The organism is Pseudomonas sp. RL, from assembly GCF_000647775.1.
Lineage (GTDB): Bacteria > Pseudomonadota > Gammaproteobacteria > Pseudomonadales > Pseudomonadaceae > Serpens > Serpens flexibilis.
Genome location: NZ_JBOY01000030.1, coordinates 1 through 12,781, shown reverse-complemented (window position 1 = coordinate 12,781; position 12,781 = coordinate 1). Strand labels below are relative to the sequence as shown.

The window sequence follows — 12,781 nt, the reverse complement described above, 5'->3', positions numbered from 1 at the left end:
CCGCCTGCCAGCGGCCGAGACGCTCGCCGCGCCGCCAGGCAGCCGCCAGCATGCCGAGCTGCACGGCGCCGAACAGCAGCAGCGCGCCGCTGGCGGTATCCAGTTGCACATAGGCGAAGGAGAAGGCGGCGGCATAGACGAACAACGCCAGGGCCGAAGGCCAGCTGCCCTCGGGGCGCCGCCGCCCAACGCTGACCAGCAGCCAGAGCACCATCGCGCCGGAGAGCAAGCGCACACTGGTGAAGGTGGCGGCATCCAGCGCGCCGCTCTTCAGCGCCACCCGGCAGAGCAGGGAGTTGCCGGCGAAGCCGAGCATGGCCAGCAGGGTGAGCAGCAGGATACGGGGCGCGGGCATGGGAGACTCCTTTCGTCGGACAGCCATGGTACCGCTGTGGAAGCGAATGCATTCGCGAGCTTTTCGGAAAACCCCCGCCCAGCTCGCGGACCCGCCCGCTCCCACAGAAAAGCCTCAGCCCGCCCTCGCGCCCTCATCCTTGCGCACCCGGAACCAGGCCGCATACAGCGCCGGCAGGAACAGCAGGGTCAGCACGGTGGCGACGATCAGCCCGCCCATGATGGCCACGGCCATCGGCCCGAAGAACACGCTGCGCGAGAGCGGGATCATCGCCAGCACCGCCGCCAGGGCGGTCAGCACGATGGGCCGGAAGCGGCGCACGGTGGCCTCGATGATCGCATTCCAGCGCTCATGCCCTGCGGCGATGTCCTGCTCGATCTGGTCGATGAGGATCACCGAGTTGCGCATGATCATCCCGGACAGGGCGATGGTCCCAAGCATGGCGACGAAGCCAAACGGTTGCTGGAACACCAGCAGGAACAGGGTGACGCCGATCAATCCCAGCGGCGCGGTGAGGAATACCATCAGCGAGCGCGAGAAGCTGCGCAGCTGCAGCATCAGCAGGCTCAGCACCACCACCACGAACAGCGGCAGGCCGGCGTTCACCGATTTCTGGCCGCGCGCGGAATCCTCCACGGTGCCGCCGACTTCCAGCAGGTAGCCGTCGGGCAGGCTGGCGCGCACCTCGTCCAGCGCCGGACGGATCTGGCCGATCAGCGTGGCCGGCTGCTCCTCGCCGTAGATGTCGGCGCGCACGGTCACCGTGGGCAGGCGATTGCGGTGCCAGATCACCCCTTCCTCGAAGCCGTACTCCAGGGTCGCCACCTGGGACAGTGGCACGCTCTGGCCGCTGTCGGTGGGCACCGCCAGGCTGGGCAGCAGGCTCAGGCTGCGGCGGTCTTCCTCGCCACCGCGAACCAGGATCTCGATCAGCTCGTTGCCCTCGCGGTACTGGCTGACCCGCGTGCCCGACAGCGAGGCCTGCAGGAAGCGCGACAGCTCGGCGGTGTTCACGCCCAGCGCGCGGGCGCGCTCCTGGTCAAGGTCAAGGTGGATGACCTTGCTCGGCTCCTCCCAATCCAGGTGCACGTTGGCCACGTGGGGGTTGGCGCGCACCCGGGCGGCGACTTCGCGGGCCAGGCGGCGCACCTCGTCGATGTGCTCGCCGCTGACGCGGTACTGGATCGGGTAGCCCACCGGCGGGCCGTTCTCCAGGCGCGACACGCGGCTGCGCAGGCTCGGGAACTGCTGGGCCAGGGTCTGGATCAGCCAGGCACGCACCGACTCGCGTGACTCAATGCTGTCGGTCAGCACCACGAACTGGGCGAAGCTGGTGGCCGGTAGCTGTTGATCCAGCGGCAGGTAGAAGCGCGGCGAACCGCTGCCTACGTAGGCGGTGTAGTTGTCGATGCCCGGCTGCTCTGCGAGCAGTGTCTCCAGCCGCGCCACCTCGTCCTCGGTGGCGCGCAACGAGGCGCCCTCGGCCAGCTTGATGTCAACCATCAGTTCCAGGCGCGCCGACGGCGGGAAGAACTGCTGGGGCACCAGACGGAACAGCATCACCGAGGCAACGAAGGCCAGCAGGGTGAGCAGCATGACCGTCTTGCGGCGACGCACGCACCAGCCGACCACCCGGCGCACCCGCGAATAGAACGGCGTGGCATAGGGGTCATGGGCCTGGTTGCCATGCTTGGCGGCATGCAGCCTGGCCAGGTCCGGCAGCAGGCGATGGCCCAGCCAGGGCACGAACATCACGGCGGCGATCCAGGACACCAGCAGGGCGATGGCCACCACCTCGAAGATCGAGCGCGTGTACTCGCCGGTACTCGACTGCGCGGTGGCGATCGGCAGGAAACCGGCGGCGGTGATCAGCGTGCCGGTGAGCATCGGGAAGGCCGTGCTGGTCCAGGCGTAGCTGGCCGCCTTGAGCCGGTCGTAGCCCTGCTCCATCTTGATGGCCATCATCTCCACCGCGATGATCGCGTCGTCCACCAGCAGGCCCAGCGCCAGCACCAGGGCGCCCAGGGAGATCTTGTGCAGGCCGATGCCCAGGTAGTACATGCAGGCGAAGGTCATCGCCAGCACCAGCGGGATGGACAGCGCCACCACCAGGCCGGTGCGCAGGCCCAGCGAGAAGAAACTCACCAGCAGCACGATGATCACCGCCTCGGCCAGCACCCGGACGAACTCGCCGACCCCGGTGCGCACGGCGGCCGGCTGGTCGGACACCTTCCTCAGCTGCATGCCGGCCGGAAGGTTGGCCTGCAGCCGCGCGAACTCGCCTTCCAGCGCCTCGCCGAGCAGCAGGATGTTGCCGCCATCGCGCATGGACACAGCCAGGCCGATGGCGTCCTCGCCCATGAAACGCATGCGCGGCGCCGGCGGATCGCTGAAACCGCGATGCACCTCGGCCACGTCGCCGAGATGGAAGGTGCGGTCGCCGACACGGATCGGGAAGTCGCGGATCTGATCGACGCGTTCGAAGCGACCACTGACCCGCAGCTGGATGCGGTCGCTGGCGGTCTCGAAGAACCCGGCGGCGGCCACCGCGTTCTGCGCCTCCAGCGCCTGCTGCACGGCCGTCAGCGGCAGGCCGAGGGTGGCCAGCTTGGTGTTGGACAGCTCGATCCAGATCTTCTCGTCCTGCAGGCCGATCAGCTCGACCTTGCCGACGTCCTTGATCCGCTGCAGCTGCAGCTGGATGCGGTCGGCATAGTCCTTGAGCACCGCATAGTCGAAGCCGTCGCCGGTCAGCGCGTAGATGTTGCCGAAGGTGGTGCCGAACTCGTCGTTGAAGAACGGCCCGATGACGCCCTGGGGCAGGGTGTGGCGGATGTCGCCGATCTTCTTGCGCACCTGGTACCAGAGATCGGGGATTTCGCTGGAGCGCAGGGAGTCGCGGGCGATGAACGTCACCTGCGACTCGCCCGGCCGCGAGAAGGAGACGATGCGCTCGTAGGCGCCGGTCTCCATCAGCTTCTTCTCGATGCGTTCGGTGACCTGACGCGAGACTTCCTCGGCGCTGGCGCCCGGCCACTGGGTCTGGATGACCATGGCCTTGAAGGTGAACGGCGGGTCCTCGCTCTGACCGAGCTTGGTGTAGGACACGGCACCAACGATGCCGAGCAGGATCATCAGGTACAGGACGATCGAGCGGTTCTGCAATGCCCAGGCGGAGAGGTTGAAATTCATGGCGACCTACTCCGCGCGCGTCAGCTGGACCGGTCGGTTGTCGCGATTGACCGGGCGCACCTTCTGGCCTTCACGCAGCACCTGCACGCCGGCAGCCACCACCCATTCGTCGGCACTGAGCCCTTCGAGCACCGGCACCTGGGATTCGCCGTAGGGCCCGACGCGGACCAGTCGGCGCTGCAAGGTCTGTGTGGCCGGGTCGACCACCCACACGAAGGGCTCGCCACCTTCGGCGGACAGCGCCGAGAGCGGCACCGCCAGGGGCACGCTATCGGCATGGCTGATCAGCACGCGGGCGCTCTGCCCGAGCTCGGCCGGCACGCCGTTCTCCTGGAAAGCCACCCGCGCGGCGAAGGTGCGCGACTGGGGATCGGCGGCCGGGGCCAGTTCGCGAATCTGGCCGGTGAAGCGGCGACCCGGTTGCGACCAGAGCTCCACCGCGACCTCCTGGCCGATGCGGAAACGCTCCAGCGCCTGTTCCGGCAAGCTGATGGCCACCTCGCGTTCGCCATCGGCGGCCAGGGTGAACACCGTCTGCCCGGCGGCCACCACCTGTCCCACTTCGATGCGGCGGCTGGCGATCACGCCATCCTGCGGGGCACGCAGCACGGCATAGGTGGCCTGGTTGCGCGCCACGTCGTACTGGGCGCGGACCTGCTGGAACTGGGCTTCGGCGGAACGATAGGTGTTGTCCGCGCTGTCGAAGTGCGAACGGCTGACCAGCTGGCGCTCCAGCAGGGTCTGGTAGCGGTCGCGCTCGGCGCGCGCCAGGTTCAGGTTGGCCTCGGCGGCGGCCATCTGCGCGCGCACCGCTTCCAGTTGCAGGCGCACGTCCTGGGGATCGAGCTCGGCCAACGGCTGGTCCTTCTTCACGCGCTCGCCGACTTCCACCAGACGCTTGGCCACCTTGCCGCCGATGCGGAAGGCCAGCTCGGGCTCGAAGCGCGCGCGCACCTCGCCGGGAAAGGTTTCCAGCAGCGCGGCGGCCGGCTGCGGCTGTACCACCATGGCCGGACGCGGCGGTGTTTCGACCTCCTGGCCGTTGCCGCAGGCACCGAGCAGCGCTATCAGGGAAAAAGGCAGGGCGAGGGACAGGACATGACGGAGCATGGTGGATCCTTTCACGCATGGCGTTGGATTTGTTGTGCCGCGCATAGTAGAAATACTGAACTTCCCAGTCCAGTAACTTCCGCATGACCTCAACGACCCCCGGGCCAGGGCGCCCCAAAGACCCCGCCAAGCGCCAGGCTATTCTCGAGGCCGCCAAGGCGCAGTTCCTCAGTCACGGTTACGAAGGCAGCAGCATGGAGGCCATCGCCCGCGAAGCCGGAGTCTCCAAGCTCACCGTGTACAGCCACTTCAGTGACAAGGACACCCTGTTCCTCGAAGCGGTGAAGGCCAAGTGCGAAGAGCAGCTGCCGCAGCTGTTCAACCACCGGGACGCACAAGGCCCCATCGACGATCAGCTGCTGAACATCGCACGTGCGTTCCTGGCGCTGATCAACAGCCCGGAATCCCTGGCCATGCACCGCCTGATGTTCGGCCTGGCACATGCCAATCCGACCCTGGTGCAGCTGTTCTATGACGCCGGGCCTGGACGCATCCTAGGCGAGCTGGAGCGGTTCCTGCGCCAAGCCGACCACCGCGGCCAACTGCGCATTGCCCAGCCGCGCGCCGCCGCCGAGCACTTCTGCGCCCTGCTCAAGGGCGGGCACAACTTCCGCTTGCTGATCGGCCTGGCCCAGGCGCAGTCTGCCGAGGAGGCCGAGCGGCATGTGCAGGAAGTGGTCGGACTGTTCGTGCGTGCCCATCGGCTCTAGCCGGCAGGCGGTTTTATCACGCGTTCCATTGAGCTGGATCGATGTCGCGTCACCGGGGAGCGGCTAGCCTGCTCCAACTATCAGCACTGGAGTCTTCCCATGGCACGTCTGGACAACAAGGTCGCCCTGATCACCGGCGCAGCGAGCGGCATCGGCCGCGCCACGGCTGAGCGTTTCGCCGTCGAGGGCGCGCGGGTGGTGATTGCCGATGTACAGGAAGAGCTGGGCCGGCAGGCCGCCGATGCGATCACCGCCAAGGGTGGCGTGGCGGTCTACAAGCACCTGGACGTCTCCAGCGAAGACGACTGGCAACGGGTGGTGGCCGAAACGGTGGCCGAATTCGGCCGGCTGGATGTGCTGGTCAACAACGCCGGCATCGGCGATTCAGGGCTGATCGAGGACACCGACCTGGCCACCTACGAACGCGTCATCGCCATTACCCAGACCTCGGTGTTCCTTGGCCACAAGGCCGCCTCCGCGGCGCTCAAGGCCAGCGGCAACGGCGCCGTGATCAACGTCAGCTCCATGTTCGGCATTGTCGGCGGCTTCGGCTCCTCGCCGGCCTACCACGCCGCCAAGGGTGCGGTGCGTCTGCTCACCAAGAGCACCGCGCTGGCCTGGGCCAAGGAAGGCGTGCGGGTCAATTCGGTGCATCCGGGCTTCGTCGACACCCCGATCCTCGGCGAGACCGACCGGCAGATGCTCGCCGAGGCCACGCCCATGGGCCGCATCGCCGCGCCGGAGGAACTGACCGGGGTGATGGTGTTCCTGGCCTCGGACGAAGCCTCTTTCATCACCGGCGCCGAGTTCGTGGTGGACGGCGGGTACACGGCACGCTAAGCCCCGACCATTCTGTTGGGCGGCTGGCTCCCCAACCTCGGTGGCCAGAATCGTAGGGTGGACAACGTTTTTCCTTGTCCACCGTGCGCGCGCCCGGCGGCCAAATACAACGTAGACCGCACTACCCAAGGTCCGCCGACCCCTACCCCAGCTTCTTCAGCGCATAGATGTCGTAGCGGCTGGACTTGCCTTCCAGGCTGTAGCCCGGCTTCGGCCCGTCGATGATCGGCGCCTTGCGCGGGCGCTTGACCACCACGCGATGGCTGGCCAGCGCCAGGGCGGCTTCCAGCAGCGCCGGCGCGTCCAGATCGTCGCCGACCAGCGGGCGGAACAGGCGCATCTCCTTCTTCACCAGCGCGCTCTTGTCGCGGTGGGGAAACATCGGATCCAGGTAGATGACCTGGGGCCGCTCGCCCGCCCACTGGCGCATCACCTCGATGGCGTTGCCGGTCAGCAGGCGCATGCGCGCGGTGATGCCGGCAACATCCGGCGCCCGCGCGGCGCGCGCCAGGCCGTCCTCCAGCAGCGCGGCGATCACCGGCTGACGCTCGATCAGTTGCACCTCGCAGCCCAGCGTGGCCAGCACGAAGGCGTCGCGCCCCAGTCCGGCGGTGGCGTCCAGGATGCGCGGGCGGATGCCGGCCTGCACGCCGACCGCCTTGGCGATCATCTGCCCGCTACCGCCGCCGTACAGCCGCCGGTGCGCCGCCGCGCCTTCGACGAAATCCACGCGCACCGGCCCCGGCGCGCCGGGGCCGAGTTCGGCCAGCTGCAGTCCCGCCTCGCCCAACTGCAGGGCGAACAAGGCCTCCTGGTTCATCGGCAGGTTCAGCCGCGCCGCCCACTGGCGGGCCGCCTCGTCGAAGCGGGGTTCAAGAGCCTGGACACACAACAGGGATTCGGACATGGCATTGGCGAAGCAGGAAAAAGGCCGGGCATTGTGCCAGAGCTCGGGGGCTCAGCGGCACACGCCGAACCCGCCAACCTCCAGATGGAAATGATCCTGGTGCGCGGTGTCGTACTCCGGTCCCAGCACCGCCTGGAAATGCTGGCAGGCCGCATCCCGCACCGCGCGCAGGAAGCGCGCCTCGGCCCCCTCGCTCCGCCAGTGCCCCGCCACACTGACGCTGCGGCCATCCGCCAGGCGGAAGGCCCCGACGTCAAGCGCATTGGCGCTGGCGTGCCGGCTCCACCGCTGGCTCCCGCCGATCCTGCGGCAGGCGAAGCTGCCAAAGTGCTCGACGCGCACCACCGACTGGCCAAGGATCTCCCGGGCCAGCGGCTGCAGGTCGTGGTGTTCGAACAGCGCATAGGACACCGCCAACGGACAGGTGGCCAGGAAGCTGGCGCTGAAAGCGGCATGGCCGGCGCGCACCCGCACGACGTTGCGCAGCGGGCAGTCGCTGTCCAGCCGGCTGTCCGGCTGACTGACGTAGTCCAGCTGCGAGCTGGCCAGCACCTGCGCGCACAGCGCCGGATCACGGCGCAACCGCCAGAGCCGCCAGCCGCTCAGCCAGTCGGGCGGCGCGCGCACCTCCAGCGGGGTGCGGGGATCCCAGCGCGGCGGCAGCTCCAGCCAGCCTCGCTGCACGCCCAGCGCCAGCCCCAGCACCGCGACCAACACCGCCAGCAGCAGCCAGCGCACCCTCAGCTCCGGAACAGGTCGTTCAGACGCTCGAAGGACATGGCCTGGCGCACCGCCTGCACACTGCCACGGCGGGCCAGTTCACTGGCCGCCTGGTAGAAGGCGCCATAGGCTACCCGCGCCAGGCTGGAACCGAGGCTGACCCGCCGCACGCCCAGCTCGAACAGGCCTTCCAGCGACATCTGGATGCCGGGAATACCCACCAGCACGTTGACCGGCTTGGGCGCCACGGCACGCACCAGAGCCAGGATCTGGTCGCGCTGGGTCACGCCCGGTGCGTACAGCACGTCAGCGCCGGCCTCGGCGTAGGCTTTCAGGCGCCGCAGGGTGTCGTCCAGGTCGGCGCGACCATGCATGAAGTTTTCCGTACGGGCGCAGAGCATGAAGGGAAAGCCCAGGCCGCGGGCCGCCTCGGCGGCGGCGCGCACGCGCTCGACCGACTGTTCCAGCGGCAGGATCGGTGCCAGCGGATCACCGCTGGCATCCTCGATGGACGCGCCCACCAACCCGACCCGCGCGGCCTCCTCGATGGAGCGCCGGCAATCCTCGGGGGTCGGGCCGTAGCCGCTTTCCAGGTCGGCGGTTACCGGCAGGCCGCTGGCCTGGACGATGGCAGCAGCATTCGCCAGGGCCTGCTCGCGGCTGACCTCGCCCACACCGTCCCGATGCCCCAGGGAAAACGCCAACCCGGCACTGGTGGTAGCCAGCGCCTCGAAGCCCAGACCCGCCAGCAGGCGCGCCGAACCGGCATCCCAGGGATTGGGTAGCACCAGCAGGTGCGTGCCGAAGTGCAGGTCGCGAAACAGCTCTGCCCGTTGCGCTTGCGTCATCGCCATGGCTTCCCCCCGGTCTAGTGAGCACTAGAACAGACCCAGCTGCTCCTCCGCCGGTTCGTGGGCAATCGTCGGCAATTCCGGCAGGCCGGGCAGCCGCTGGCACAACCCGGCATGGAAACGCCGCGCCTGCTGCGGGGCCAGCAGGTTGTCCGGGGTATGCAGGAAGACATAGGGCTGGCGGCCCTCCTCGATCCAGCCCGCTACCTTGTCGAGCCAGGGCTCCAGATAGGACTGGTTGGCATCCAGGTCCGGACCGCCAATGAAGCGGACCTGCGGATGGGTGGTGAACGCCGCCGGACGTACCGGCACGCGCGGTTTCTTGGCCTGGGCATGCAGTACGGCGGGATCGGACGAGGCGCAGGCGAACAGCGCCCGGGAATCCAGGCAGATGCGCTCCACGCCGCGTTCGTGCAGCAGCCTATTGAGCTGGCGCTCCTCCTCCCCCTTGGCAAAGAAGGCGCGATGCCGCACCTCCACCGCCAGCGGACGCCCCTGCAGGGCGTCCAGCCAGTCGCCCAGCTCCGGCAAACGCTGCGGGCCGAAGGCGGCGGACAGTTGCAGCCACAACGGACTGAGCCGCTCGCCGAGCGGCTCCAACAGGTTCAGGAACTCGCGGGTGGCGCCCAGGCGCTCCCGCAGGTCGCCCTCGTGGCTGATGTCGCGCGGCAGCTTGGCACAGAAGCGGAAGCCCGCCGGCATGCGCTCGCTCCAGCGGCGCACGGTGTCGGCGGATGGCCAGGCATAGAAGGTGGTGTTGCCTTCGACGGCGTTGAACACACGGCAGTAGTCGCCAAGAAACTCGGCCGGCCGCGTCGACGGCGCATACAGCGAGCCGCGCCAGCCCGCCTCGTTCCACGACGGGCAGCCTAGGTAGTAGGGCAGCATGGGGAGTCCCCGGACGGATTCGGGGCCGATTGTAGGCGACGCGGCGGGTCAGGCGTAAAGATCGATGTAGTGCCGTGCGGGCGGCTCGTCGAGCAGAGCGGCGATGCGGCTGTAGCTGGACAGCGCCTCCAGCACCTGGGCGCCGGGCGCAGCGAGCGGCGACAGGGTACGCAGGGCGTTCGGCGTGCGGGCCATGCGCTCGAACTCGGCTTCGCTGGGCACCAGCGCCGTCGCCTCGATCAGCGCGGGCAGGCGATCCATGTCGTCTGCGTCGGCCGCATGCGTACGGCCGGGGCGCCGAGCACGCGAGTGTTGGGAGAGGGGTCGAAATCCGTCGATGCGCATGGCTGAACCTCACAGGTGTCGCCACTCTATGCAGCGCCCCACCTCGATGCAACGCGCAGCCCGTGACCTGCCGCGCATCCTGACGGCTGAGACCGGCGTCGCCGGCGCAGGTTCACCGATTCGTGCATTCCTAGGCTTTTGGCGTGGCGACCTGGTCACGCAGGTAGACGGGCTGCGCCGCGTCGGCCGCCACGGCCTCGCCGCGCGCCCAGGCGAACTCGGCCAGGCGTAGTAGATCCTCGGCATGCGGCAGCAGGCTGGCATCCATACCCAACGACGGCCGCACGGCCAGGCGATCGGCAAAGGCCCAGCCGGTGCCGGCGCCGAACCACTCGCCGGCGGCGCCACGCGGCAGGGCCACCTGTTCGGGCGGTAGCACGGCCTCGACACCGGCCAGGCGCATCTCGCCCGCCTCCAGGCAGTAGCAACCCCAGTACACCTCGTCCATGCGCGCGTCGATGGCCGCTGCCACCTGTTCGACGCCACGTTCGCGATGGGCGCGCTGGGCCAGCACCGCCAGGTTGGAGACCGGCAGCACCGGACGCTGCAGCGCGAAGGCCAGGCCCTGCACCACGCCGATGGCGATGCGCACCCCAGTGAACGCGCCCGGGCCCCGCCCGAAAGCGATGGCGTCCACCGCGGACAGCGCGATGCCAGCCTCGCCGAGCAGCTCCTGCACCATCGGCAGCAGACGCTGGGCATGCAGGCGCGGGATCACGTCGTAGCGACTGAGCAGGCGGCCCTCGTGCAGCAGGGCAACGGAGCAGGCTTCGGTGGCGGTATCCAGGGCCAGCAGGGTGGTCATCACATCGTCCGGTGGGAAATAAAGGGCCGGCATTATAAGCCCGTCCGCTGGCGATCGTGTGCCGGAATCGCCGAACGCCGGAAACGACAACGGCCCGCAAGCGGGCCGTTGTCGAAATGCCGGAGAGCCGATCAGCTCAGGGCGGCGAACACCTTGGCGGTGATCTCATCCACCGAGCCGACACCGGGAACCAGGCTGTACTTGGGCGTGCCTTCGGCAGCGGACAGCTTCTGGTAGAAGTCCACCAGCGGCTTGGTCTGCGAATGGTAGACAGACAGGCGATGACGCACGGTCTCTTCCTTGTCGTCCTCTCGCTGGATCAGTTCTTCACCAGTCACGTCGTCCTTGCCAGCCACCTTCGGCGGGTTGTACTCGACGTGATAGGTGCGGCCGGAGGCCTGGTGGAAACGGCGGCCCGCCATGCGCTTGACGATCTCCTCGTCTTCCACGGCGATTTCCAGCACGTGGTCGATGGTTACGCCGGCAGCCTTGAGGGCCTCGGCCTGCGGAATGGTGCGCGGGAAACCGTCGAACAGGAAGCCATTGGCGCAATCCGGCTGGGTGATGCGCTCCTTGATCAGGTCGATGATGATGTCATCGGAAACCAGGCCGCCGCTGGCCATCACGTCCTTGACCTTCAGGCCCAGCGGGGTACCGGCCTTGACGGCGGCACGCAGCATGTCGCCGGTGGAGATTTGCGGGATACCGAACTTTTCGGTGATGAAGCGGGCCTGGGTGCCTTTGCCAGCACCGGGCGCACCCAGCAGAATCACACGCATCGTTGTTATGCTCCTTTAGGTAATCAGGAAGTCTAATAGCCCGTCAGAGGGCCAACCCGTTATAAGGGGCTGGGCAGTGGCGCGACCGAAAAAGGCCGTTCAAGATACACAGCGCCTATCTCGCGTACAAGCGCCTACCCGGCGTGGCCTCTTCCCTATCCCGTGTTGCGCAGTCCGGCGGCGATACCCGCCACACTGACCAGCAGCGCCTGCTCGACCGGCGGGTGAACCTCCGTGCCGGACTGGCGGGAACGGGCCAGAAGCTCGGCCTGCAGCAGATGCAGCGGATCCAGATAGGTGTTGCGCACACTGATGAACTCGAGGGTCTGCGGGTTGTGCTCGAACACCCGTGACTGACCAGTCAGATCGAGCACTACCTGCTCAGCCTGCGACAATAGGTCGCGCAATTCCTGACCCAGGGGTCGCAGCTCATCGCGCACCAGACGCTCGTCGTAAAGGCGCGCGATCTCGTCATCGGCCTTGGCCAGCACCATCTCCAGCATGTCCAGCCGGGCACGGAAGAACGGCCAGTGCGCGCGCATGTCCTGCAACAGGGCACCTTCCCCGCGCTGCAACGCGTTGCGCAGCGCCGTCTCCCAACCCAGCCAGGCCGGCAGCATCAGCCGGGTCTGGGTCCAGGCGAAGATCCAGGGAATGGCCCGCAGACTCTCGATGCCGCCCTCGCGCCGCCGTGCGGGCCGGCTGCCCAGCGGCAGGCGCGCCAGCTCCTGTTCGGGCGTGGCCTGGCGAAAATACTCCAGGAAGCCGGGATGTTCGCGCACCACACCCCGGTAAGCGGCCAGCGCATCGGCGGACAGGCGCTCCATCTCCTCGCGCCATTCCGGCTCCGGCTCGGGCGGTGGCGCCACGGTCGCTTCCAGCACGGCGGCCAGGTACAGCTTGAGGTTCTGCACGGCGATCTGCGGCAACCCGAACTTGAAGCGGATCATCTCGCCCTGTTCGGTGGTGCGGAACCGCCCGGCCACTGAGCCCGGGGGCTGGGACAGAATGGCGGCGTGGGCCGGTCCGCCGCCGCGCCCCACCGTGCCGCCGCGCCCGTGGAACAGCAGCAGCTCGACGCCCTGCTCCCGGCACAGCGTCACCAGCTCTTCCTGGGCCCGGTACTGCGCCCAGGCGGCGGCCAGGGTGCCGGCGTCCTTGGCCGAATCCGAGTAGCCGATCATCACCTCCTGCGGGCCGGCCAGCCGGGCGCGATAGCTCGGCAGGGCCAGCAGGCGCGCCATGACCTCCCGCGCGCCGCGCAGGTCGGCAAGGGTTT

Annotated in this window: 12 protein-coding genes and 1 pseudogene; 2 read left to right on the top strand and 11 right to left on the bottom strand. The window is 68.4% G+C overall.

Features of this window, described 5'->3' with window-relative positions:
- The 3 genes and pseudogenes from AS93_RS0106275 to AS93_RS0106265 form a co-directional block, all read right to left on the bottom strand.
- Window positions 1–355 (bottom strand): annotated as a pseudogene (locus tag AS93_RS0106275) (EamA family transporter); the annotation flags it as partial.
- A 114-nt stretch (window positions 356–469) separates the two neighbouring features.
- The gene (locus AS93_RS0106270; protein ID WP_027589815.1) at window positions 470–3,547 is read right to left on the bottom strand and encodes an efflux RND transporter permease subunit; all 3,078 of its coding nucleotides are present in this window, start codon (window positions 3,545–3,547) and stop codon (window positions 470–472) included.
- Between the two features lie 6 nt (window positions 3,548–3,553).
- Complete coding sequence (locus tag AS93_RS0106265; RefSeq protein WP_027589814.1) at window positions 3,554–4,657, bottom strand: efflux RND transporter periplasmic adaptor subunit; 1,104 nt, start codon at window positions 4,655–4,657, stop codon at window positions 3,554–3,556.
- An 83-nt stretch (window positions 4,658–4,740) separates the two neighbouring features.
- On the opposite strand from AS93_RS0106265, the gene AS93_RS0106260 reads away from it, so the two are divergent.
- Both AS93_RS0106260 and AS93_RS0106255 read left to right on the top strand, forming a co-directional pair.
- Window positions 4,741–5,367: a TetR/AcrR family transcriptional regulator gene (locus tag AS93_RS0106260; protein WP_027589813.1), complete on the top strand. Its 627-nt coding sequence runs from the start codon at window positions 4,741–4,743 to the stop codon at window positions 5,365–5,367.
- A 99-nt stretch (window positions 5,368–5,466) separates the two neighbouring features.
- Window positions 5,467–6,207 (top strand): glucose 1-dehydrogenase, encoded by a 741-nt coding sequence (locus AS93_RS0106255; RefSeq protein ID WP_027589812.1) that lies wholly within the window; start codon window positions 5,467–5,469, stop codon window positions 6,205–6,207.
- A 142-nt stretch (window positions 6,208–6,349) separates the two neighbouring features.
- On the opposite strand, the gene AS93_RS0106250 is transcribed toward AS93_RS0106255, so the two are convergent.
- The 8 genes from AS93_RS0106250 to AS93_RS0106215 all read right to left on the bottom strand — a co-directional run.
- Complete coding sequence (locus AS93_RS0106250; protein ID WP_027589811.1) at window positions 6,350–7,114, bottom strand: class I SAM-dependent methyltransferase; 765 nt, start codon at window positions 7,112–7,114, stop codon at window positions 6,350–6,352.
- A gap of 51 nt (window positions 7,115–7,165) precedes the next feature.
- The gene (locus AS93_RS0106245) at window positions 7,166–7,852 is read right to left on the bottom strand and encodes an extensin family protein (protein WP_027589810.1); all 687 of its coding nucleotides are present in this window, start codon (window positions 7,850–7,852) and stop codon (window positions 7,166–7,168) included.
- Window positions 7,853–7,854: 2 nt separating this feature from the next.
- Entirely contained in the window at window positions 7,855–8,688 is an 834-nt protein-coding gene (locus AS93_RS0106240; protein WP_027589809.1) for an isocitrate lyase/phosphoenolpyruvate mutase family protein, read from the bottom strand.
- A gap of 24 nt (window positions 8,689–8,712) precedes the next feature.
- Window positions 8,713–9,573: a DUF72 domain-containing protein gene (locus AS93_RS0106235; RefSeq protein WP_027589808.1), complete on the bottom strand. Its 861-nt coding sequence runs from the start codon at window positions 9,571–9,573 to the stop codon at window positions 8,713–8,715.
- 48 nt (window positions 9,574–9,621) lie between these two features.
- On the bottom strand, window positions 9,622–9,834 hold the full coding sequence (locus tag AS93_RS0106230) for a hypothetical protein (RefSeq protein ID WP_027589807.1): 213 nt from the start codon (window positions 9,832–9,834) through the stop codon (window positions 9,622–9,624).
- Window positions 9,835–10,048: 214 nt separating this feature from the next.
- On the bottom strand, window positions 10,049–10,723 hold the full coding sequence (gene tsaB / locus AS93_RS0106225; protein WP_027589806.1) for a tRNA (adenosine(37)-N6)-threonylcarbamoyltransferase complex dimerization subunit type 1 TsaB: 675 nt from the start codon (window positions 10,721–10,723) through the stop codon (window positions 10,049–10,051).
- Between the two features lie 131 nt (window positions 10,724–10,854).
- Window positions 10,855–11,502 (bottom strand): adenylate kinase, encoded by a 648-nt coding sequence (gene adk, locus AS93_RS0106220; RefSeq protein ID WP_027589805.1) that lies wholly within the window; start codon window positions 11,500–11,502, stop codon window positions 10,855–10,857.
- 155 nt (window positions 11,503–11,657) lie between these two features.
- Window positions 11,658–12,781: phosphoenolpyruvate carboxylase (locus tag AS93_RS0106215; RefSeq protein WP_027589804.1), on the bottom strand; the 1,124-nt coding region annotated here is incomplete at its 5' end.